At 68.3% G+C, this 22546-nt stretch carries 20 protein-coding genes and 1 pseudogene; 8 read left to right on the forward strand and 13 right to left on the reverse strand.

What is annotated here, in order from left to right; genetic code table 11:
* Positions 1 to 27: 27 nt before the first annotated feature.
* Genes BN4346_RS28750 through BN4346_RS28770 form a run of 5 tightly spaced genes read right to left on the reverse strand, consistent with a single transcriptional unit; the run spans position 28 to position 7021 of the window.
* Entirely contained in the window at positions 28 to 2229 is a 2202-nt protein-coding gene (locus BN4346_RS28750) for a malate synthase G (RefSeq protein WP_067969293.1), read from the reverse strand.
* A gap of 49 nt (positions 2230 to 2278) precedes the next feature.
* The gene (locus tag BN4346_RS28755; RefSeq protein WP_067969298.1) at positions 2279 to 3160 is read right to left on the reverse strand and encodes a 3-methyladenine DNA glycosylase; all 882 of its coding nucleotides are present in this window, start codon (positions 3158 to 3160) and stop codon (positions 2279 to 2281) included.
* Positions 3153 to 4223, reverse strand: a complete 1071-nt coding sequence (locus BN4346_RS28760; protein WP_067969301.1) for a hemolysin family protein — start codon at positions 4221 to 4223, stop codon at positions 3153 to 3155. Before BN4346_RS28760 ends, BN4346_RS28755 begins: the two co-directional genes overlap by 8 nt.
* On the reverse strand, positions 4216 to 5562 hold the full coding sequence (locus BN4346_RS28765) for a hemolysin family protein (RefSeq protein ID WP_067969304.1): 1347 nt from the start codon (positions 5560 to 5562) through the stop codon (positions 4216 to 4218). The genes BN4346_RS28760 and BN4346_RS28765 overlap by 8 nt, the downstream gene beginning before the upstream one ends.
* Before the next feature lie 22 nt (positions 5563 to 5584).
* Positions 5585 to 7021 (reverse strand): GuaB1 family IMP dehydrogenase-related protein, encoded by a 1437-nt coding sequence (locus BN4346_RS28770; protein ID WP_067969307.1) that lies wholly within the window; start codon positions 7019 to 7021, stop codon positions 5585 to 5587.
* A gap of 258 nt (positions 7022 to 7279) precedes the next feature.
* Here BN4346_RS28770 and BN4346_RS28775 point away from each other — a divergent pair, with 258 nt between their 5' ends.
* Positions 7280 to 8164 carry an alpha/beta fold hydrolase gene (locus BN4346_RS28775; RefSeq protein WP_407695060.1) on the forward strand — a complete coding sequence of 295 codons (885 nt, stop codon included), beginning with the start codon at positions 7280 to 7282 and terminating at the stop codon, positions 8162 to 8164.
* Between the two features lie 4 nt (positions 8165 to 8168).
* Here BN4346_RS28775 and gndA read toward each other — a convergent pair whose 3' ends face one another.
* The 3 genes from gndA to BN4346_RS28790 are packed head-to-tail and all read right to left on the reverse strand — an operon-like array spanning position 8169 to position 11042.
* Entirely contained in the window at positions 8169 to 9617 is a 1449-nt protein-coding gene (gene gndA, locus BN4346_RS28780; RefSeq protein ID WP_067969311.1) for an NADP-dependent phosphogluconate dehydrogenase, read from the reverse strand.
* A gap of 55 nt (positions 9618 to 9672) precedes the next feature.
* Positions 9673 to 10611, reverse strand: coding sequence for a M56 family metallopeptidase (locus tag BN4346_RS28785; protein ID WP_067969315.1), 939 nt, complete (start codon positions 10609 to 10611; stop codon positions 9673 to 9675).
* A gap of 14 nt (positions 10612 to 10625) precedes the next feature.
* Positions 10626 to 11042 (reverse strand): BlaI/MecI/CopY family transcriptional regulator, encoded by a 417-nt coding sequence (locus BN4346_RS28790; protein ID WP_024442783.1) that lies wholly within the window; start codon positions 11040 to 11042, stop codon positions 10626 to 10628.
* 141 nt (positions 11043 to 11183) lie between these two features.
* Between BN4346_RS28790 and BN4346_RS28795 the strand changes: the two genes are divergently transcribed.
* Entirely contained in the window at positions 11184 to 11597 is a 414-nt protein-coding gene (locus tag BN4346_RS28795; RefSeq protein WP_067969319.1) for a PaaI family thioesterase, read from the forward strand.
* Positions 11598 to 11611: 14 nt separating this feature from the next.
* Here the strand turns inward: BN4346_RS28795 and BN4346_RS28800 are convergent, their stop codons facing one another.
* Both BN4346_RS28800 and BN4346_RS28805 read right to left on the reverse strand, forming a co-directional pair.
* Positions 11612 to 12997 carry an NAD(P)/FAD-dependent oxidoreductase gene (locus BN4346_RS28800; RefSeq protein ID WP_067969322.1) on the reverse strand — a complete coding sequence of 462 codons (1386 nt, stop codon included), beginning with the start codon at positions 12995 to 12997 and terminating at the stop codon, positions 11612 to 11614.
* Positions 12998 to 13105: 108 nt separating this feature from the next.
* Complete coding sequence (locus BN4346_RS28805) at positions 13106 to 13777, reverse strand: SDR family oxidoreductase (protein ID WP_067969325.1); 672 nt, start codon at positions 13775 to 13777, stop codon at positions 13106 to 13108.
* A 125-nt stretch (positions 13778 to 13902) separates the two neighbouring features.
* Between BN4346_RS28805 and modA the strand changes: the two genes are divergently transcribed.
* From modA to BN4346_RS28835, 6 genes and pseudogenes are all read left to right on the forward strand, one after another.
* Complete coding sequence (modA, locus tag BN4346_RS28810; RefSeq protein ID WP_067969328.1) at positions 13903 to 14658, forward strand: molybdate ABC transporter substrate-binding protein; 756 nt, start codon at positions 13903 to 13905, stop codon at positions 14656 to 14658.
* A gap of 6 nt (positions 14659 to 14664) precedes the next feature.
* Complete coding sequence (locus BN4346_RS28815; RefSeq protein WP_067969331.1) at positions 14665 to 15456, forward strand: ABC transporter permease; 792 nt, start codon at positions 14665 to 14667, stop codon at positions 15454 to 15456.
* Positions 15453 to 16549 (forward strand): annotated as a pseudogene (locus BN4346_RS28820) (sulfate/molybdate ABC transporter ATP-binding protein). The gene BN4346_RS28815 and the pseudogene BN4346_RS28820 overlap by 4 nt, the downstream one beginning before the upstream one ends.
* 37 nt (positions 16550 to 16586) lie before the next feature.
* Complete coding sequence (locus BN4346_RS28825; protein WP_067969334.1) at positions 16587 to 17447, forward strand: APA family fibronectin-binding glycoprotein; 861 nt, start codon at positions 16587 to 16589, stop codon at positions 17445 to 17447.
* A 9-nt stretch (positions 17448 to 17456) separates the two neighbouring features.
* Complete coding sequence (locus tag BN4346_RS28830; protein WP_067969336.1) at positions 17457 to 17750, forward strand: GlsB/YeaQ/YmgE family stress response membrane protein; 294 nt, start codon at positions 17457 to 17459, stop codon at positions 17748 to 17750.
* Positions 17751 to 17783: 33 nt separating this feature from the next.
* Positions 17784 to 18809 carry a zinc-binding alcohol dehydrogenase family protein gene (locus BN4346_RS28835; RefSeq protein WP_067969340.1) on the forward strand — a complete coding sequence of 342 codons (1026 nt, stop codon included), beginning with the start codon at positions 17784 to 17786 and terminating at the stop codon, positions 18807 to 18809.
* A 69-nt stretch (positions 18810 to 18878) separates the two neighbouring features.
* Here the strand turns inward: BN4346_RS28835 and BN4346_RS28840 are convergent, their stop codons facing one another.
* The 3 genes from BN4346_RS28840 to BN4346_RS28850 are packed head-to-tail and all read right to left on the reverse strand — an operon-like array spanning position 18879 to position 22524.
* Positions 18879 to 19646, reverse strand: coding sequence for a CPBP family intramembrane glutamic endopeptidase (locus BN4346_RS28840; RefSeq protein ID WP_067969343.1), 768 nt, complete (start codon positions 19644 to 19646; stop codon positions 18879 to 18881).
* A gap of 56 nt (positions 19647 to 19702) precedes the next feature.
* Positions 19703 to 20113: an MmpS family transport accessory protein gene (locus BN4346_RS28845; protein ID WP_235653552.1), complete on the reverse strand. Its 411-nt coding sequence runs from the start codon at positions 20111 to 20113 to the stop codon at positions 19703 to 19705.
* Positions 20114 to 20118: 5 nt separating this feature from the next.
* Positions 20119 to 22524, reverse strand: a complete 2406-nt coding sequence (locus BN4346_RS28850; RefSeq protein WP_067969942.1) for a phosphoketolase family protein — start codon at positions 22522 to 22524, stop codon at positions 20119 to 20121.
* Between the last annotated feature and the right edge of the window lie 22 nt (positions 22525 to 22546).

A 22546-nucleotide genomic window follows, 5' to 3' on the forward strand; every position in this document is an offset into this window, starting at 1 on the left:
GGTGATGTCCATCGGATCTGCGTTGGGTCAGATACCGGCCTGGGCTTTGAACTCCCGCCGCCGCCGGTGCAGGATCGGCTCGGTGTAGCCGTTGGGCTGGGTGGTCCCGGACAGGATCAGCTCGCGCGCGGCCGCGAACGCGATGCTCGATTCGAAGTCGGGGGCCATCGGCAGGTAACTCGCGTCACCGGCGTTCTGGCGGTCCACCGCCGGAGCCATCCGCTCCAGGCTGGACTGCACGTCGTCGGCGGTGATCACCCCGTGCCGCAACCAGTTCGCTAGCAGCTGCGACGAAATCCGAAGCGTGGCACGGTCTTCCATCAGTGCCACGTCGTGGATGTCAGGAACTTTCGAGCAGCCCACACCCTGGTCGATCCACCGCACCACATAGCCCAGGATCGACTGGCAGTTGTTGTCGACCTCTTCGCGGATCTCATCGGGCGCCCAGGCCAGGCCTTCCGACAGCGGGATGGTCAACAGCTGATCGATTGTGGCGCGCCGCTTTCCGGCCAGCTCCTTCTGCACCTCGAACACGTCCACCTGGTGGTAGTGCATCGCATGCAGGGTGGCGGCGGTCGGGGAGGGCACCCACGCGGTGCTCGCACCCGAGCGCGGGTGGCCGATCTTCTGGGTGACCATGTCGGCCATCAGGTCGGTCATCGCCCACATGCCCTTGCCGATCTGGGCGTGACCGGGCAAGCCGGTGGCCAAGCCCGCGTCGACGTTGTTGTCCTCGTAGGCCAGAATCCACGGCTGGGATTTCATGCTGGCCTTGCGCACCATGGGTCCGGCTTCCATCGAGGTGTGGATCTCGTCGCCGGTGCGGTCCAGGAAGCCGGTGTTGATGAACACCACCCGGTCGGCCGCGGCCTTGATGCACGCCCGCAGGTTGACCGTGGTGCGCCGCTCCTCGTCCATGATGCCGACCTTGAGGGTGGCCTGCGGCAGACCCAGGACGTCTTCGACCCGGCTGAACAATTCGGCGGTGAAGGCGACCTCATCCGGGCCGTGCATCTTGGGCTTGACGATGTAGATCGACCCGGTGCGACTGTTGACCTGCGGCCCGTTGTCGTCGGAGGCGGTCAGGCCGTGCATGCCGATCAGCCCGGTGAACAGCGCGTCCTGAATGCCCTCGGGCACTTCGGCGCCGGAGCTGAACACGATCGCGTCGTTGGTCATCAGGTGACCCACGTTGCGAACGAACATCAGGCTGCGGCCCGGCAGGGTCAGGGTGCCCCCACCCGGCGTGGTGAACTCACGGTCGTTGGCCAGGGTGCGGGTGAACGTCTTGCCGCCCTTGCTGACCTGCTCGGACAGATCGCCGCGGTTCAGACCCAGCCAGTTGCGGTAGCCCAGGACCTTGTCGTCGGCGTCGACTGCGGCCACCGAGTCCTCGAAATCCATGATCGTGGTGACCGCGGACTCGAGCACCACGTCCTTGATACCGGCGGCGTCGGTGGACCCGATCGGCGAGTTCGGGTCGATCAGGATCTCGACGTGCAGGCCGTGGTGGGACAGCAGCACCGATGACGGGGACTCGAGGCCGCCGGTGTAGCCGACGAACTGATCGGGATCGGCCAGGCCGACCGCGAAGCCGTCGCCGAGGGTTGCCAGCAGCTGGCCGTCATCGATCTTCAGGCCGGTGATATCGGCCCACCCGCCGGACGCCAGCGGGGTCGCGTCATCGAGGAACTTGCGGGCGTAGGCGATCACCTTGTCGCCGCGCACTGCGTTGTATCCGGCGGTGTAGCCGGTCGGCACCTTTTCGGCGCCGTCGTCCTCGCTGATCACGTCGGTTCCGTAGAGGGCGTCGTAGAGCGAGCCCCAGCGGGCGTTGGCGGCGTTGAGCGCGAACCGGGCGTTGAGCACCGGGACGACCAGCTGCGGGCCGGCCTGCACCGCGATCTCGTCGTCCACACCGGCCGTGGTGACCGTGAAGTCCTCAGGTTCGGGCAGCAGGTAGCCGATCTCGGTGAGGAAGGCCCGGTACGCCTCGGTGTCCAGCGGCTCGATGACCCGATGCCGGTGCCACTTGTCGATCTGCGCCTGCAGCTCATCGCGGCGCGCCAGCAGCTCCTGGTTCTTGGGCGTCAGATCGGTGACGACTTTGTCCACGCCGGCCCAGAAGCTGTCGGGGTCGACACCGGTGCCCGGCAGGGCCTCGTCGGTGATGAAGTCATACAGCACGCGTGCGACCTGCAAGTCGCCCACCGACACCCGGTCCGTCATGATTTCCTCCCTCATAGCCGATCTACCACCTTACCGGCAGGTAGCGAGGCTATTCGCATCCGCCGAATTCTGTCAGCAGGTCGCATCGGTCCAGCAGCGCGGCCCGTAGCGGTGCGGCGCGCTGTGCGATCTCGCTTTGGCAGCGGACGTATTCGGCACGGCCGGTCGCGTTTTCGATGGTGATCGGTACATAACCGTAGTCACTCAGGTCATAGGGGCTGGCGCGCATATCGATCTCGCGCGCCGCGGCAGCCAGCTCCAGGCAATCCAGCAGTAGTTCGGAGTCGATCAGCGGCCCCAGCTTGTAGCACCACTTGTAGAGGTCCATGTTGGCGTGCAGGCAGCCCGGCTGCTCCCAAGCGGTTTGGGTGGCCCGGCTCGGCGCCCCTGAGTTGCGGGGCGCCGCTGCAGGGGTGAAGAACCGGAACGCGTCGAAGTGGGTGCAGCGCAGTGGAATCGACTCGACCACCGCGTCGGTCTCGGCCGCGCTGAGTCGCAGCGGAACGTGACCGTGCCGCACGGTGTCGCCGCGGTACACCATCGCCCACTCGTGCATGCCGAAGCAGTTCAGCTGGGCCGCCCGCCCGCCGGTGGCACGCAACAGCCGTGCGATGAACGTCACGGTGTCGACTCGCTCACGCAGGTATTCCTCGGCCACGCCGACCTGGTCGCCGTGCACCGCGTAGCCGCGCCGGCTGCTGTAGTCGCGCAACGCCGCCTGCCCGGCGAGTGCCACACCGAAGCCGGGATTCCAGCTGCGCAACTGTGCCGGCCGCAGGCTGTAATAACTGAACAGGAATTTGGGCACCGGGTCGCCGGCAGCGATCAGGCGCAGGCGCGGGGCCAAGAAATCCTCAACGCGCTGCCGGTACGCCTGCGCCCGGGCCGGCCACACCGTGCCCCCCAGAACCCGTTCGGCCAGGTTAAACACGGTGCGTCCCGTCGCGGACGGTGCCGACCACGTCCTGAACCAGATCTTCGAGGGTCACCATCGCCACCGTCGTACCGTCTTCGGCGACTGCCAGCGCCAGATGGCTGTTATGGCGGCGCATCCGTGATAAGGCGTCGGCCAACGGCAGGGAAGCGGGGATGCGCGGCAGCGGTCGGATCGCGGCGATGTCGACAATGGCGTCCACCGCGGTCCCTGGTCCGGCCGAGGCTTCGCCGTGCAACAGCACATCTTTGATGTGCAGATAGCCGACGAACTCGCCCTGGTCGACGACCGGGAATCGGGAGTAACCGGTCTGGGAAAAGGCCTTTTCGATAGCCGCGACGGTCGGACCGTGCCCGGTAGCTGCCACCGGCACGGCGCGGATATCGCCGATCGGCAGCGCGACATCGGCGACCACCCGGGTGCGGATCTGCAGGGCACGGGTCAATCGGGTGTATTCCTCGAGGTCGAGCAGACCTGCCGAGACCGACTCGGCGATCATCTCGCTCAACTCGACGGTGGACACCGTGATCTCCAATTCGTCCTTGGGCTCCACCCGCAGGGCCCGCATGATGACGTGCGCGCACCAGTTGTAGAACACGATGAACGGCCGCGCGGCGGCCATGTAGAGCAGGTAGGGCGGGATTAGCAGCATCGCCGCGGTCTCCGGGCCGGCCAGGGTGATGTTCTTCGGGACCATCTCGCCGAACAGCACATGCAAGGTGACCACGACCGCCAGGGCGACGACGAACGACACCGTGTGCAGCAGCGGATCCGGGATGCCCGCCAGGGCGAACGGGTGTTCGAGCAGATCGGCCACGGCCGGTTCACCGATACGCCCGAGCAGGATCGAACACACCGTGACGCCCAGCTGGAAGCCGGCCAGCATCAGGGGGAGCTGTTCACCCGCGCGGATGACGGTGACCGCGCTGCGCCTGCCCTGTTCGGCCAGCGCCTCCAGCCGGTCCCGGCGCGCCGAGATCAGCGAGAACTCCGCGCCGACGAAGAACCCGTTCCCGATGATCAGTGCGACGGTGAGCGCCACGTTCAACAGGTCACCCATTGACTGTCCCCACCTGGGTGAGCTCCAGCAGGTCGATACGCCGGCCGTCCATCCGGACCACCCGGGCCAACCAACGTGGCGGGCGCGCGGAGAGCTCGTCGGGATCGAATGCGGTCAGCTCGACGGTCTCGTCGGCCTCCGGAATGTGGCCGAGTTCCTGCAGTACCAGTCCGCCGATGGTCTCGTAGGAGCCCTCCGGTGCGCGGTAGCCGGTGGCGGCGGCCACCTCGTCGATGCGCAGCAGGCCCGATACCTGCCAACCACCGCCGGAGGCGACGACGTCGGGGGTGGCGTCGTCGTGTTCGTCGCGGACATCACCCACGATCTCCTCGATAAGGTCCTCGACGGTGACCATGCCGGCGGTGCCGCCGTACTCGTCGACGACCATGGCCACCTGCTGACCGTTGGCCCGGATCTGTTCCATCACCGCATCGCCGTCGAGGGTCGAGGGCACCACCGCGACCGGTTGGGCCACCGTCGTGACCCGGGTGGACGCCCGGTCGGCGACGGCCACCGCGAACACCTGTTTGACGTGCACGATGCCGACGGTGGCGTCCAGGTCGCCGTCGACCACCGGAAACTTGGAGAAACCGGTGTCGATGGCGGCCGCGGCCAGATCGGCGACGGTGTCGCCGGCCTGCAGGCTCACGATCTTGGATCGTGGTGTCATCAGCTCGGCGGCGGTCAGGGCGCCAAATCGCAGGGAGCCCTCCACCAACGCGGCGGTCGTGGGGTCGAGGGCACCGCTGCGGGCGGAATTGCGCACCAGTGACGCCAGCTCGCGCGCCGAGCGGGCCGAGGCCAGCCGATCGGCGGGCTCGATGCCGAACCGCCGCAGGATCCGGTTCGCCGTGCCGTTGGTCACCTTGATCGCGATCGCGAACAGCCGGGAGAACAGCAGCTGCGGGCCGGCCACGGCGCGCGCGATCGGCAGCGGGCGCGCCACGGCCAGGTTCTTGGGCACCAACTCGCCAAAGACCATGGACAACGACGTGGCGATCACCAGCGCGAGGAACAGCGCAACACCGCCGCTCGTCCGCTCGGACAGGCCCACCGCCGCCAGCGGGATGCGCAGCCAGCGGGCCAGCACCGGTTCGGCCAGATACCCCGTGGCCAGCGTGGTGATCGAGATGCCCAGCTGGGCGCCGGACAGCTGAAAGGACAACGTGCGATGGGCGTCTTGGATGTAGGCGTCGCGACGGCCACCGCGGTGGGCGTTGGCCTCCACGACACTGCGTTCCAGGGTGGTCAGGGAGAACTCGGCGGCCACGAACACCGCGGTGCCCAGGGTCAGGATCGCGAACGCCAGCAGGCTGGCCAGGGTGACGGCGATGGTCATGATGAAGTCGCCACCATCGGTCTCACCAGCCGAACGGTAACGGATGGCCCTCGGCGAATCCCGCAGCCGACTGCACTCCCAGCACCACCCGGTCATGGAGCTCGGCCAGGTCGGCCGCTCCGACATAGGTGCAGGTGCTGCGGAGGCCGGAGGTGATGTGGTCCAACAGATCCTCGACGCCGCCGCGTTCGGGGTCCAAGGCCATCCGCGACCTCGAGATGCCTTCTTCGAAGAGTGCTTTGCGGGCGCGATCGAACGCACCGTCAGCGGCGGTGCGCGCGGCCACCGCGCGTTTGGACGCCATTCCGTAGCTTTCTTTGTACGGCCTGTCGTCGCGGTCGAACATCAGGTCGCCCGGAGACTCGTAGGTCCCGGCGAACCAGGAGCCGATCATCACGTTCGACGCTCCCGCGGCCAGGGCCAGCGCGACGTCGCGGGGATGGCGTACCCCGCCGTCGGCCCACACGTGTGCGCCGAGTTCGCGTGCCGCGGCCGCACATTCGAGGACGGCGGAGAACTGGGGGCGACCCACGCCGGTCATCATCCGGGTGGTGCACATGGCGCCGGGGCCGACGCCGACTTTGACGATGTCGGCTCCCGCGGCGATCAGGTCGCGGGTGCCCTCGGCCGACACCACATTGCCGGCGACCAGGGGCACGCCCGGCTTCAGCGCCGCGACCGCCCGGATGGCCGCCAGGGCCTTTTCCTGGTGACCGTGGGCGGTGTCGATAACCAGCACGTCCACCCCGGCCGATAGCAGGGCCGCGGCCCGGGACGTGACGTCGCCGGTGATGCCGACCGCGGCGGCGATCCGCAAGCGCCCGGCTCCGTCGGTGGCGGGGGTGTAGATCCCGGCCCGGATCGCGCCGGTGCGGGTCAACACGCCGGCCAGGGTGCCGTCGGGATTGGTCAGCACCGCGACGTCGACCGGCGCGTGCTCCAGCAGGTCGAACACACCGCGCGCATCGGTACCGACCGGCGCGCTGATCAGCTCGGCTACCGCGACATCGCGGACCCGGGTGAAGCGATCCACGCCCTCGCAGCACGCCTTGGTGACCAAGCCGGTAGGTCGGCCGTCGACCACCACCACCGCGACGCCGTGTGCGCGCTTGGTGATCAAGGCCATCGCGTCGGACACCGAGTCTTCGGGGGAGAGCACGACCGGGGTGTCGGCGATCAGGTCGCGACTTTTCACGAAGGCCACGGTGTGGCTCGCGGCGTCGATCGGCAGATCCTGGGGCAGCACCACGATCCCGCCGCGCCGAGCCACCGTCTCGGCCATCCGCCGGCCGGCGACCGCGGTCATGTTGGCCACCACCACCGGAATGGTGGTGCCCGACCCGTCGCGGGTGGACAGGTCGACGTCCAGACGTGAGTCGACGGCCGAGCGGTTGGGGACGATGAAGACGTCGTTGTAGGTCAGGTCGTGGGTGGGGTCGTATCCGCTGACGAATCTCATCGGGCGGCCACCACCGGTCTATCGGGTTCCGAAGAGCCCATCTATTCGCCTCCACACGTCGTGAGCCGGGGCCCGGCACCCGCCGGGCGACACCGTTTCGGCCCGGTCAGTCACGGTACCGCCCACGCGACGGCGGATACCACCTGACGGAGCTTCCGGCGTGTACCGAAAGAAAAATTGATCATCCTCACAGCAGGGTCCGACGCGACAGGCTCGGCACTGGCCGATCTGCTGCGCTGATCTGAGACGCAGCGCACAATGACCGCGATGACGAATACGGCGTGGCGCAGCAGTGTGAACGAGTGGCATGACGGTGGTGGGTGGGTGTCTACCGCCGCGGGCCGGGTGTTTGTGCGGTCAGGCGCGGGGGATGGGCCGACGGTCCTTCTGCTGCACGGCTTTCCGTCCTGTTCCTATGATTTCCGGTCGGTCGTGGCCCGACTTGCCGGTCGGTCCTGGCTGACGATGGATTTCCTCGGGTTCGGATTGTCGGACAAGCCGCGCCCGCATCGCTACAGCCTGTTCGAACAGGCCGACCTGGTGGAGCGGGTGGTGGCATCGAGGACATCGGGTCCGGTGGTGTTGGCCGCCCACGACATGGGCACCTCGGTGGCCACCGAACTGTTGGCCCGCGACCTCGAGGACGTCCTGCCCTTCGACTTGCAGCGCGCGGTGCTGACCAACGGCAGCGTGATTTTGGAGCGGGCCAGTCTGCGGCCGATCCAGAAGGTGCTGCGTGGCCCATTCGGTGGTCTCGCCGCCCGGCTGACCAACCGGCGCAGCTTCGTTCGCGGCTTCGGTCGGCTGTTCAGCCCGGCACACCCGCTGACCGCCGATGAGGCCGCCGCGCAGTGGGCCCTGCTGACCCACAACGGCGGGAACCGGATCGCGCACCTGCTCTCGGCCTACCTCGACGAACGGGTGCGGCATGCCCGGCGCTGGCACGGCGCGGTGCGCGACTGGCCCAAGCCGTTGGGCTTCGTGTGGGGCCTGGGCGATCCGGTCGCCACTACCAACGTGCTGGACGGCCTGCGTGAGCTGCGCCCGGCCGCCGACGTCGTCGAGCTGCCCGGGCTGGGCCACTACCCGCAGATCGAGGACCCGCAGGCCTTCACCGACGGCGTGCTGCGCCTACTGGTTTAGGGCGCTAGACCTGCACTTCGCTGCGGTCGGCGCTCCACAGCGTGTGGAACTTGCCTGGCGAATCGATCCGGCCGTAGCTGTGCGCGCCGAAGTAGTCGCGCTGGGCCTGAGTCAGGGCGGCCGGCAGCCGCTCGGTCCGCAGGCCGTCGTAGTAGGCCAGGGCCGAGGAGAAACCGGGGGCCGGGATACCCAAGCTGATCGCCGTAGTCACCACCCGCCGCCAGGAGTCGATGGCGGCCTCGACCGCGCTGCGGAAATACGGCGCGGCCAGCAGGCTCACCAGGTCGGCGTCGGCGTCGAAGGCCTCTTTGATGCGGTTGAGGAACTTCGCGCGAATGATGCAGCCGCCCCGCCAGATTGTCGCTAGGTCGCCCGGGGTGACATTCCAGCCGTATTCGGCGCTGCCGGCCTGAATCTGGTTGAAGCCCTGCGCATAAGCGACGATCTTGGAGGCATACAGCGCCTGGCGGACGTCCTCGGTGAACCGGGCCGCATCCGCCGGGCGTGCGCCGAGGCTTCCGGCGGCCAGGCCGACCGCGGCGCGACGCTGCGGGACCGAACCCGACAGCGCCCGGGCGAACACGGCTTCGGCGATGCCGGTGACCGGAACGCCCAGGTCCAGAGCGGACTTCACCGTCCAGCGTCCGGTGCCCTTCTGCTCGGCTTCGTCGACGATGATGTCGACCAGCGGCTGGCCGGTCTTGGCGTCGACCTGCCGCAGGACCTCGGCGGTGATCTCGACCAGGTAGCTGTCCAGCTCCCCGGCGTTCCACTCGGTGAACACCTCGGCGATCTGCGGTGCGGACAGGCCCAGCCCGTCACGCAGCAGCTGGTAGGCCTCACCGATCAACTGCATGTCGGAGTATTCGATGCCGTTGTGCACCATCTTCACGAAGTGCCCCGCGCCGTCCGGCCCGATGTGCGTGCAGCACGGCACTCCGTCGACGTGGGCGGAGATCTCCTCAAGCAGCGGGCCCAGCGACTCGTAGGACTTCTTGGGACCGCCCGGCATGATCGAGGGCCCGTTCAGTGCGCCTTCCTCGCCGCCGGAGATCCCGGCCCCGACGAAGTGCAATCCGCGGGCGGCCATCGCCTTCTCTCGGCGAATGGTGTCGGTGTACAGCGCGTTGCCGCCGTCGATGATGATGTCGCCGGGCTCCATCGCGTCGGCGAGCTCGTTGATGACGGCGTCGGTCGGGTCGCCGGCCTTGACCATGATCAGCACTCGGCGCGGCTTCTCCAGGGCGGCAAGGAATTCCGGAATCGTCTCGCTACGCACAAAGCTCCCTTCGGAACCGTAGGCGTCGAGCAGCGCGTCCGTTTTGGCGACCGACCGGTTGTGCAGCGCCACGGTGTAGCCGTGGCTGGCGAAGTTGCGCGCGATGTTGGATCCCATGACTGCCAGTCCGGTCACGCCGATCTGGGCGGTGCCAACAACTTCCGACGCGCTCATGTATTCGCCTCTCAGTGGTAGGTGATTCGAAACCCGGCACGCCGGGCGGCGCGGGTTACCCCGCGATCAGTCGGTGGAGCTCGGTCAGCCACGGTACCGCCAGCGCCACCGTCGGCACCGTCAGCACCCCGGCCGCGGCCGAATAGGCGGCAGCGGCCAGTGCTGGACTGTTGCCCTGACCAGACAACCGTTGCACGCGCAGCACCGTGTTGGTGCCGCCGGCCGCCAGCGCACCGGCGGGGACTTTGGTGGAGGCACAGGTCACCAGGGCGCGGGCCAGGGGAGGGGCACCGGCCACTCGAACGGCCGCGTCGTCGGCGAGCAGTTCGATCAACAGCCGTACCGCGTCCAGGGCGCTGGCACTACGTACGAACCAGGGGAACGCGGTGTGCACGGCCGTGAACGCCTCCAGCACCAGGTCGTGCCGGGCGCGCAGGTGGGCCCGCTCATGGCACAGCAATGCGGCCAACTCGGTGTCACCGAGGGCGTCCAGCGCGCCGGAGCTGACCACCACCCGGCTCCGCACCCCGGGCAGGCAGTAGGCGAGTGGCTGCATCACCTGCAGAATGCGCAGCCCACTGGTGCGCAGTGCGGGCGGGCGGTCGGTGACACTGACCAGGTCGACGAGCATGCGATGGTGGGCCCGGCGCTGCCGGGTGCGGACCGCTACCCGCAACACCGTCCAGGACAGGCGCATCCCGACCATCAGGGTCAATGCGAAGACCGCGACGTAGAAGGTCCACAGCGGCCAACCCAAGCGGTCCAGGGAGCCGAGGATGGTCGAGGTGGGCCGGCCGTCCGGGCCGGGCATCAGCAGGCGACTCGCGGTGGCCAGGCCCGCGCTGAACGCGGACAGCACCGCGGCGATCGCGATGGCCTGCCAGAGCACCAGCGCGGCCCGCGGAGCGCGGAGCGGCCAGTCAGCGCGCGCCAGCAGGGCGGGTACCGGCCCTACGAGCAACAGCGCGACGATGGAAAAGGCCAGCGCGGACACGCTGTAAGTCTCCCTCAGGACGCCGGTCGGCCGCTACCTGGGAGGCGAATGCGATGTTTGGCCTCCAGCTCGTCCAGCGCCCGCCGCAACGCGTCGGCCTCGTCGACGCCGACGCGTTCGACAAAGTGCACGAGCGCAGCACGGCGGTCCCCGGAGTCGGCGGCCTGATCGAGTGCCTCCACCATCAGTCCGGCGACCAATTCGTCGCGGCCCCGGACCGGTGTGTAGCGGTGTGCTCGGTCATCGCGAATCTGCGACACCAGGTTCTTCTTGGCCAGTCGCTGCAGGACCGTCATCACCGTGGTGTAGGCCAGGTCGCGCTGCGCTGAGAGCGCTTCGTGGACCTCGCGCACCGTCTGAGACTCCGGCGATGACCACAGGTGGTCCATCACCGCACGTTCCAAGTCCCCTAAATGGGTCTGCTTCGCCATGTTTGTTATCAACTCCCCGGGCAACGGAGCAAGCCTACCCTTAATTACTACCGCGCGTCGTATCAGAAGCTGAGGTTCTGCTGCGACCCAGGTGTGACCGGGCCGGGAATGCCCGTGTGGGCATCGTGTAAAACCATCAACATGGCTGCCACCGGGTTTCCGTCCGCGTTCTCCGCGCCCTTCGACTCCGAGATCGGCTTGGTCTACACCGACGTCGGTCCCGACGGTGCGCACGCCCAACTGGAGCTGCAGCCCAAGCTGTGCCAGCCGGCGGGCATCGTGCACGGCGGCGTGTATTGCTCGATCATCGAAAGCGTGGCCAGCGTGTCGGCGCACACCTGGCTCAACCGCGACGGTGGGGACGCGGTCGGCACCGTCGTCGGGGTCAACAACAACACCGACTTTCTACGGGCGGTCTCGTCCGGAACCGTCTACGCCGCGTCCACCCCGATTCATCGCGGTCGGCGCCAGCAGTTGTGGTTGGTGACGATCACCGATGCCGACGCGCGGGTGCTCGCCCGCGGCCAGGTTCGGTTGCAGAACCTCTCGGACTAGCTTTCGCCAGGCAGCTAGCTGACCGCGCGCTCCGCGCCGCGCTGCGCCTCGGCGGCCAGCACTTCGAGCTGTTCCAGTCGGGTCCTGGCGAAGGCCTGCTGTTCGGTGATGGTGAGCTGGCCGCGCCGGGTGCTCAAGAAGGTCACGTTCCATGACAGCAGCGTGCTGATCTTGTTCTTGAACCCGACCAGGTAGATCAGGTGCAGCCCCAGCCAGGCCAGCCAGGCGAGGAAGCCGCTGAACTCCAGCGGCCCGATCTTGGTGACCGCGGAGAACCGGGACACGGTGGCCATCGAGCCCTTGTCCAGGTACTGGAAGGGTTCCCGGTCGGCCGGGTCGGCGCCGCCAAGCTCGGCCTTGATGGTGCTCGCGGCGTGCTTGGCGCCCTGGATGGCGCCCTGCGCCATACCGGGCACACCGTCGACGGCCGCCATATCGCCGACGACGAAGACGTTCGGGTGGCCCGGCACGGACAGGTCCGGCAACACCTTGACCCGCCCGGCGCGGTCGAGCTCCACCTCGGACTGCTCGGCGAGATCACGACCCAGCGGGCTGGCCGAGACACCGGCGGACCACACCTTGCACTGGGATTCGATCCGCCGGATCGTGCCGTCGGCGTCCTTGACGGTCAAGCCGTTGCGATCGACGTCGGTGACCATGGCACCGAGCTGGATCTCCACGCCCATCTTCTGCAGCCGCTCGGCTGCCTTGGCGCCCAGCTTCTCGCCCATCGGCGGCAGCACGGCCGGAGCGGCATCGAGCAGGATCACCCGCGCTTTGGTCGAGTCGATGTTGCGGAACGCGTCCTTGAGGGTGTAGTTGGCCAATTCGGCGATCTGCCCGGCCATTTCGACACCGGTGGGACCTGCGCCGACCACGGTGAAGGTCAGCAGCTTCTCCCGCCGGGCTTCGTCTCGGGACCGCTCGGCCTGTTCGAAGGCGCTCAGGATGCGACCCCGCAACTCCAGCGCGTCGTCGATGGTCTTCATGCCGGGCGCGAACTCGGCGAACTGGTCGTTGCCGAAGTAGGACTGCCCGGCGCCGGCCGCGATGATCAGGCTGTCGAATGGGGTGTCGTAGGTGTGGCCGAGCACTTCGGAGGTGACGAACTTGCCGGCCAGGTCGATGCGGGTGACATCACCCAGCAGCACCTGGGCGTTGCGCTGCTTGCGCAGCACGACGCGAGTGGACGGCGCGATCTCACCCTCGGACAGAATGCCGGTCGCAACCTGGTACAGCAGCGGCTGAAACAGGTGGTGGGTGGTGCGGGCGATCAACTTGACGTCGACGTCGGCTCGCTTGAGCTTCTTTGCCGCGGTCAACCCACCGAATCCCGAGCCGATGATGACGACCTGGTGGCGTCGGCTCTGCTGCGCAGTGACTTCAGGCTGGGCGCTCATGGGAATCCGGTTGCTCCTCGACGGTGACTGCGTTCCCTCAATACGCTAGTCGACCCAAAAGGTGGTCACCGCATCCAGTGGTTGTGGGATTAGCCACTCCCGTCACAGTCAGCCGAAGCAGGCCAGCGCTCCGTGGCCGACGTGCAGCGTCTGGCCGGTGATGTGCCGGGAAGCCGGCGAGGTCAAAAACACGGCGAGGCGGGCGATTTCAGCGGCCCCGGTGGGCGCCACGCGGGTCAGGCCGTCGTAGCCCGGCCGGGCGCCTTCGCCCGCGGCCACTACATTGACGGTGATCCCGCGGGTACCGAACGTGGTGGCCTGGCCGGCGGTCCAATTCGACAATGCGGCCTTGACGGCGGCGTCGGCACTGCCGTCGCGGGGGTTCTCCGGCAGCACCGAGATGATCGAGCCGCCCGATCGCAGGTTGTCGCCGATGGTCCCAACGGTCAGCACCGCCGAGAGCACGGTGGCGTCCAGGGCGCTGCGCCAGGCATCGGCCTGGTCGGCCAGCGAATAGCCGCGGGGATCGCCGCCGTGCCAGCGTGGTGCCGGGACGTTGACGATGGTGTCGAGGTGGTGCGGAAACAGTCCACGGGCGGCCAGCATGCTTGCCGGGTCGGTGTTGTCGCAGACCACCGCATTGGCGTCGAGTTCTTTGGCGGCGACCTCGAGCTCGGGGCCCCGCAAACCGGCGAGCGTCACTTTGTGGCCAGCCTCGCTGAAACCCTCGGCAATGGTGCGACCCAATTCGGTGTCACCACCGGTGACCAGCACATCCATGCGGTAGATCCTCCTCGTGTTCCGAGCTATGTTACTGGACGGTAGCCGGTTTGCGGGGATGGGGCGGAACTCGGCACAGACACGATCCGGCCACGGTCCGGGGTGCGCCCATTAGGCTGCCAGCCATGGGGCGTACCCGGATGGTCTTCGGCGCGGTAGCGGTCATGCTGACGACGGGATTGGCCGGCTGTAGCTCCGGGCCGGCAACCCCGACGATCACGGTGTTCGCGGCGGCATCGCTGCAGCCGGCGTTCACCGAGATCGCCGAGCAGTTCAAGACCGACAACCCCGGCGTGGCGGTGACCTTCAACTTCGCCGGATCGTCGGACCTGGCCACCCAACTGACACAGGGGGCCCGCGCCGACGTCTTCGCGTCGGCCAACACCGCCCAGATGGACAAGGTCGCGCAGGCCGGCCTGCTCGATGGCGCGGCGGTGCCGTTCGCCACCAACACGCTGGTGATCGTGACCGCACCCGGCAACCCGCACCGGGTGCGATCCTTCGCCGATCTGGCCGCACCCGGGCTCGCCGTGGTGGTGTGTCAAACGCCGGTCCCGTGCGGCGCGGCGACCCACAAAGTCGAAGAGGCCACCGGGGCCGCGGTCACACCGGTCAGCGAGGAGCCTGACGTCACCGACGTCCTCAACAAGGTCATCACCGGCCAGGCCGATGCTGGTGTGGTTTACCGCACCGATGCGCAACACGCCGGAGACAAAGTGGCCACCATCGAGTTTCCCGAGGCTGCTGACGCGGTCAACATCTACCCGATTGTGCTGCTACGGGAAGCGCCTTCGCCCGGGCCGGCCCGGGCGTTCGTCGATCTGGTCACCGGCGAGGCAGGGCAGAAGGTGCTGCACGCGGCCGGTTTCGGTAAGCCCTGACCGGCCGTGGTCGGCCGGCCTGATGACCTGCCGGGCTGGGTCTATGTGCCCGCCGCGATCGGCGCGGCGTTCGTGGTGCTGCCGCTGGTGGGGATCGCGGCCAAAGTCGATTGGCCACATTTCTGGTCGCTGATCAGCAGTCCCTCGGCCACCACCGCGCTGCAACTGAGCGTGCGAACCGCCGCGGCCAGCACGGTGCTGTGCGTGCTGCTCGGCGTGCCGATGGCGCTGGTCTTGGCGCGCAGCCAGGCGCGGGTGGTGCGCCTGCTCCGGCCGCTGGTGCTGTTGCCGCTGGTGCTGCCACCGGTAGTGGGCGGAATAGCGCTGCTGTATGCGTTTGGCCGACTCGGATTGCTGGGACGTTATCTGGAGGCGGCCGGAATCCATATCGCGTTCACCACCACTGCGGTGGTGCTGGCGCAGACGTTCGTGTCGTTGCCGTTTCTGGTGATCGCCCTGGAGGGCGCGGCGCGGACCGCCGGTGCCGATTACGAGAGGGTGGCGGCCACGCTGGGTGCCCGGCCCAGCACGGTGTGGTGGCGGGTCACGCTGCCGCTGTTGACGCCGGGCCTGATCTCCGGCGCGGTGCTGGCATTCGCGCGCTCTCTCGGGGAATTCGGCGCCACCTTGACCTTTGCCGGCTCCCTGGAGGGCGTCACCCGGACGTTGCCGCTGGCGATCTATCTGCAGCGAGTGTCGGATGCCGACGCCGCGGCGGCGATGTCGCTGTTGCTGGTGGCTGTTGCCGCAGTGGTGGTACTCGTCGTGGGCGCCCGACGACTGGGCAGCATCGGGTGAGCGTCGAGGCCGGTGGGCTCACCTTGCAGGCGGTGGTCGCTGAGCGTGGCCTGGACGTGCGTCTGAACGTCGCGCCGGGCGAGGTGCTGGCGGTCTTGGGGCCCAACGGCGCCGGAAAGTCGACCCTGCTGCACGTGATCGCGGGGCTGCTGCGGCCCGATCAGGGCGTGGTCCGCGCCGGTGATCGGGTGCTGACCGATACCCGGGCCGGGGTGCAGGTGGCCACCTGCGATCGCCGGGTGGGCCTGCTGCTGCAGGATCCGCTGCTGTTTCCGCATCTGAGTGTGGCGGCCAACGTCGCGTTCGGGTCGCGTCGCCGGCGTCGCTTCGACCTGCGCCGGGTGCATGCTCGAGCCCTCGCGGCGCCGTGGCTGCGTGCGGTCGATGCCGAAGGGTTGGCCGAGCCGGCGGGCAGGCGCGGCGGGTCGCGATCGCGCGTGCGCTGGCCGCCGAACCGGAGGTGCTGTTGCTCGACGAGCCGTTGGCCGGGCTCGACGTGGGCGCGGCGTCTGTCGTGCGCACGGTGCTGCGTGACGTGCTCAGCGCGGCCGGGCGTACCACCGTGCTGGTTACCCACGACCTGCTCGACGTGTTTGCGTTGGCTGACCGGGTGATGGTCCTGGAATCCGGTCGGATCGTCGAGATCGGCCGCACCGCAGAGGTATTGGCCGCACCACGCAGTCGGTTCGGGGCGCAGATCGCCGGGTTCAACCTGGTCGCCGGGGTGCTCGACTCCGCCGGCGTATTGCGCACGGCGTGGGGAGACCAGTGGCACGGCACCAGCTACGACGGCGTGGAATCGGACCGGCCGGCGGTGGCGGTCAGCACACCGGCGGCGGTGGCGGTCTATCGGGAGCCGCCGCACCACGGCAGTCCCCGCAACCTGATCGAGGTGACCGTGGCCGAGCTCGAGGTACGCGGCAGCACGGTTTCGGTGCGCGGTGTGGACCAGCCGGACGGCGCGCCCGGACTGGCCGCCGACATCACCGCGGACGCGGCGGCGGACCTGCGCCTGGCGCCGGGGGAGACGGTCTGGTTCGGCGTCAAAGCCCAGGAAGTGACGCTGCGTGCGACACACCCCAGCACGGCGTAACTTGCGTACCGATGGCAACGCGGTAGGTTTTTCTGCCATGAAGCAGGTGGACCTGACCTCCAGGGGAATTCGGGCGATGGCCGCGACCGCGGTCGCCGGTGCGTTGGCATTCGCCATTGCGGCGCCGGTGTACGCGGACCCGGTGCCGCCTCCTCCTCCCGCGCCGCCGGCCACCGCGGATGCCCCGCCGGCCGACCCGAACGCTCCGGCTCCGGCTCCGGCCCCGGTCGCAGAGCCCGCCGCTCCCGAGGTGGGCCGCGTCGACGACGTCGCGGGCGGGTTCAGCTACGTGCTGCCGGGCGGCTGGGTGCAGTCCGACACCAGTCATCTTGAGTACGGTTCGTCGCTGCTGAGCAAAAAGACCGGTGAGCCGATGCTGCCGGGGCAGCCGGCGCCGGTAGCCAACGACACCAGGATTGTGCTCGGCAAGCTCGACCAGCGGCTCTATGCCAGCGCTGAGGCCGACAACGCCAAGGCCGCCGCTCGCCTCGGATCGGACATGGGTGAGTTCTTCATGCCCTACCCCGGCACCCGCGCCAACCAGGTGAATGCTCCGCTCAACGGGGGCGGTCTGACCGGTAGCGCGTCGTACTACGAGGTCAAGTTCACCGACCCGGCCAAGCCTGTCGGCCAGATCTGGAGCGGCGTGATCGGTGTGCCGCCGGCCAGCGGCACCGGTCCGCAGAGCGAGCGGTGGTTCGTGGTGTGGCTGGGCACGGCCAACAACCCGGTGGACACCAACGCGGCCATCGCGCTGGCCGAGTCCATCCGGCCGCTGGGCGCACCCCCCGCCGAAGCGGCGCCTGCCCCGGTGCCGGGCATTCCGGGAATCCCGGCTCCTGCGCCGGCACCTGCACCTGCACCCGCGCCTGCCCCGGCCCCGGCACCCGCCGCGTAGTTCCCGCTGATGGCCGGAAGTTATCTCGCTGCTGCACTGTCCACGCCGACGTCGGTCAGCTGGCTGGCCTATGTCCTGATCGGCGGTATCGCCGGCTGGTTGGCGAACCGCATCATGAAGCGCGGTGGTTCGGGCATCCTGCTCAACGTCCTGATCGGTGTGATCGGCGGATTCATCGGCGGCATGCTGCTCGGCTGGCTGGGCGTCGACGTTGAGCATGGCCGCAGGTGGTTCACCTTCTTCGTCTCGCTGGGCGGAGCCATCATCTTGCTGTGGGTCGTGGGGTTGGCTCGCCGCAGGTAGCCGTCCCGCCTGTCGAACGCGCACCATAGGTCTATGGCGTCGCAGTTGGGTGCATCAATGTCGGGGTGGCGCGTCCAACGGCCCGGCCCGATAGCCAGCCGACCACTTGAGCGGGTCCGCACCGCGGCGCCGCGACCGCAGCCGTCGGAGCTGCTGGTGGCCGTGCGGGCCTGCGGCGTGTGCCGGACCGACCTGCACGTCGCCGAGGGTGATCTTCCGGTGCACCGGCCCGGGGTGATTACCGGTCACGAGGTGGTCGGGGAAGTCGTCGAGGTCGGCGCCGACGCCGGTGACGACTTCGCGGTGGGGGACCGGGTCGGAATCGCCTGGCTACGGCAGACCTGCGGCACGTGTCGCTACTGCCGTCGAGGTGACGAGAACCTATGCCCGCAGTCGCGCTACACCGGCTGGGATGACGACGGCGGCTATGCCGAATTCGCCACCGTGCCAGCAGCTTTCGCGCTGCGCCTGCCTGGCGGCTACAGTGACACCGAGTTGGCGCCGCTGCTGTGCGCGGGCATCATCGGCTACCGGTCCTTGCTTCGCGCGGAGCTGCCGCCGGGCGGGCGGCTGGGGATCTACGGGTTCGGGGGCAGTGCGCACATCACCGCGCAGGTCGCACTCGCCAGTGGTGCCGAGGTACACGTGATGACCCGCGGTGAACGAGCACGGGAACTGGCACGGGAGCTGGGCGCCGCTTCGGCCCAGGGCGCCGCCGATCCGCCACCGGTGCCGCTGGACTCCGCGATCCTGTTCGCCCCGGTCGGTGAGCTGGTGCTGCCCGCTTGCCAGGCATTGGACGCCGGCGGCACCCTGGCCATCGCCGGAATCCATCTCAGCGACATCCCAGCGCTGAACTACCAGCGCCATCTGTTCCGTGAGCGCCAGATCCGGTCGGTCACGTCCAACACACGCGCGGATGCCCACGCCTTTCTCGACTTCGCGGCAGCGCACCACATCGACGTGACAACCCCGGTGTACTCGCTGGGTGAGGCCGACCGGGCCTTGGCCGACCTGGCTGCGGGCCGGATCGCAGGTGCGGCGGTGTTGGTGGTCTGAGCGCGGGGTTCATGCGGCGGTCCCAGCTTCGCCTCTCCTGCGTCGAGCCTCGCTGAACCGCCGGGCGGCTCAGGAGGACACGTGCCACACCAGCGCGGCGGCCAGCGCACCGACCCCGTTGAGCGACCAGTGCAGGGCGATGGGCGCGATCAGGCTGCCGCTGCGCCGCCGCAACCAGCTGAACACGAAGCCGGCGGCGCCGGTGGCCAGCACCGCGAGCGTTACGCCGGCCAGCATGCCGAAGAACCCACCCCCGAGCACGCGGGTGAAACCGACGTTACTGCTGGTCAGACCGAGGGATGTTGCGACATGCCAGAGTCCGAACAACAGCGAGCCGGCCGCGGCCACCCCGCGAAAACCCCACGCCCGGTGCAGGGCACCGTGCAGTGCGCCACGGAACGCCAACTCCTCGGGAATCACAGTCTGCAGCGGGATGACGACCATCGACGCCACCAGCGCACCGGAAATCGTGGCGTAGTGGTTGTTCAAGAACATCGGCCGGGTCGCGGGCAACATCACGCCGATCGCGATGACCGACACCACCACCAGTACCGCGGCCAGCGCATAGCCGAACCCGGATTTCCAATGTGCGCGGCCCAGGCCGAGCTCGCTCCAGCTCAGGCCGTTATAGCGGACCAGGGCGATCAAGCCGAGGGCGGTGGCCGGAACGGTGGCGACCGCGGCCCAGGGGGTGGTGAAGTGTGCGATCAAATTGGCGAGCGCCAGCACCACCACGACGACGGCAACGTCGACGAAGGCGCGGAAGTGGTTCAGCGCCGAGAGTTGCGACACCAAGGGGTGCCGCCCCCAGGGCACCGCGAACTCGTGGCCAGACATTGGAGAGAAGTCTACGCGCGACGGCGCTCAGGAGGCCGCGCGTCGGTACCGTCGGCCTACTTGGGGCCGTGGGTCTCGCAGAGCACTCGCGCCGGGGCGCCGGTGGCGGTGTTCTGACTGACCACCTTGCCGTTGATGGTGACCGTGCAGGTCAGGGTGCCGGGACCGGCGCTCTGGGCGCTCAGTGAGTACGAGGCCGGACTGGCCGCGTTCGTCATCGAGCCGGTCAGCTGAATGGACCACGGCAGCGGGGCATTGGTGGCATGCGACTGACCGTTTTGGCCTTGGTAGGTGATGTAACTGGCGACCCCGGTACCGGTGAGGTCGTAGCGGACCGGCACTTTGGTGTGGTCCGGCGTAGCGCCGGCCGACCCGGCGCCGGCGATGGTGGCCGACGCGACGAGGGCGCCGAGCAGCAACGACATCGCCCTGCGGGGCATCCGGACCGGCAAGGGGTGAGCAGTCATGGCCGTCACCTTATCTCGCCGCCGTTGGCGTCTGCGCCGGATCGCCAGGTCCAGTTGGTGATCCGCGGATCGTCCTCCCCGTTCTCCCGGGTATAGAGCCGCGCGGCCAGCCGCGCATCGACCATCTGCTGGCGCAGCACCGCGTGGCTGGCACCCAAGCCCGGTACCCGGTCGAGCACGTCCATCACCAGGTGGAAACGATCCAGATCGTTGAGCATCACCATGTCGAACGGTGTTGTCGTGGTGCCCCGTTCGCGGTAACCGCGCACATGCATCTGGTCGTGGTTCGCGCGCGAGTAGGTGAGTCGGTGGATTAGCCAGGGGTAGCCGTGATAGGCGAAGATCACCGGCTTGTCGCGGGTGAACAGCGCATCGAATTCGTTGTCCGGCAATCCGTGCGGATGTTCAGTGGCCGGCTGCAGGCGCATGATGTCCACGACGTTCACCACCCGCACGGCGAGGTCGGGCAGTGCGTCGCGCAGGATGTCGGCGGCAGCCAGGGTTTCCAACGTCGGAACATCCCCGGCGCAGGCCAGCACTACGTCCGGCTCACCGGTGCTGGTGCCGGCCCACTCCCAGATTCCCAGTCCGCGAGTGCAGTGCGCCACCGCCGTCGGCATATCCAGGTAGGCCAGAGCCGGCTGCTTCCCGGCGACGATCACGTTGACGTAATTGCGGCTGCGCAAGCAGTGATCGGCCACCGACAGCAACGTGTTGCCGTCCGGCGGCAGGTAGACCCGGACCACTTCAGGCCGTTTGTTGGCCACCAGATCGATGAACCCAGGGTCCTGGTGTGACGCCCCGTTGTGGTCCTGACGCCAGACGTGCGAGGTCAGCAGATAGTTCAGCGAGGCGATCGGCGCTCGCCACGGGAGTTCGCGGCTCACAGCCAGCCATTTGGCGTGCTGGTTGAACATCGAGTCGACGATGTGTACGAACGCCTCGTAGCAGTTGAACAGCCCGTGCCGGCCGGTCAGCAGATAGCCCTCCAGCCAGCCCTGGCACAGGTGCTCCGAGAGCACCTCCAAGACCCGCCCGTCCGGGGCCAGGTGATCGTCACCGGGGACGGTCTGCGACAGCCAGACCCGATCGGTCGTGTCGAACACCGCCGAGAGCCGATTGGAGGCCGTCTCGTCGGGACCCATCAACCGGAACCGGTCGCGGTTGCGGTCGATGACGTCGCGCAGGAACGTGCCAAGCACCCGAGTGGCCTCATGCAGCTCGGTCGCGGGGTGGGGCACCGGTACCGCGTAGTCGCGGAAATCGGGCAGGTCCAAATCGCGCAGCAGCAGCCCTCCGTTGGCATGCGGATTGGCGCTCATCCGGCGATCACCGCGCGGCGCCAGCGCCGACAGTTCCGGCAGCAGGCGTCCGGAGGAGTCGAACAGTTCCGCCGGGCGATAACTGCGTAACCATTCCTCCAGTTGGCGGCGGTGTTCGGGGTCGGTACGGGTCTGTGCGAGCGGCACCTGATGTGCCCGCCAGGTCCCCTCCACCTGTTGTCCGTCGACCACCTTCGGCCCGGTCCAGCCCTTCGGAGTGCGCAGCACGATCATCGGCCACACCGGCCGCATCGACGAGCCGTCGGCGCGTGCGGCTCGCCGGATCGCCGCGATGTCGTCGAACGCATCATCAAGGGCGGCCGCGAGCAACTGGTGAACGATGGCGGGATCGTCGCCGGCGACGGTGATCGGGCGGTACCCGTAACCGCGTAGCAGCGACTCCAATTCCGCCTGCGGAATACGCGCCAACACAGTGGGATTGGCGATCTTGTAGCCGTTGAGATGCAGGATCGGCAGCACCGCGCCGTCCACGGCGGGGTTGAGAAACTTGTTCGAGTGCCAGCTGGCCGCCAGCGGTCCGGTCTCGGCCTCGCCGTCGCCGATCACGCAGGCGACCACGAGTTCCGGGTTGTCGAAGGCCGCACCGAAGGCATGCACCAGTGCGTAGCCGAGCTCACCGCCCTCATGGATGGAGCCCGGTGTTTGGGCTGCCACGTGACTGGGGATGCCGCCGGGAAAAGAGAACTGCCGGAACAACTTCCGCATTCCGTCGGTATTTTCGCCGATGCCCGTGTACACCTCGCTGTAGGTGCCCTCGAGATAGGCGTTGGCGACCAGCGCCGGGCCGCCGTGGCCGGGGCCGGTGACGAAGATGACGTCGGCGTCGCGGTCGCGGATTATCCGATTGAGGTGAAGGTAGAGCAGGTTGAGCCCTGGCGTGGTGCCCCAGTGTCCGAGCAGGCGGGGTTTGACGTGCTCGGCCTGCAGCGGTTCGGCCAGCAGGGGATTGTCCAGCAGATAGATCTGGCCTACCGAAAGGTAATTGGCGGCCCGCCAGTAGGCATGGAGGCGGGCCAGTTCATCGTCGGAGAGGGTGGGCGTTGACGGAGTCGCGTTGGCTGCACTCACCTTTTCGATTGTTGCGCCCAAC

Origin of the sequence: Mycolicibacter icosiumassiliensis (genome assembly GCF_900078685.2) — a bacterium.
In the GTDB taxonomy this organism is placed as follows: domain Bacteria; phylum Actinomycetota; class Actinomycetes; order Mycobacteriales; family Mycobacteriaceae; genus Mycobacterium; species Mycobacterium icosiumassiliensis.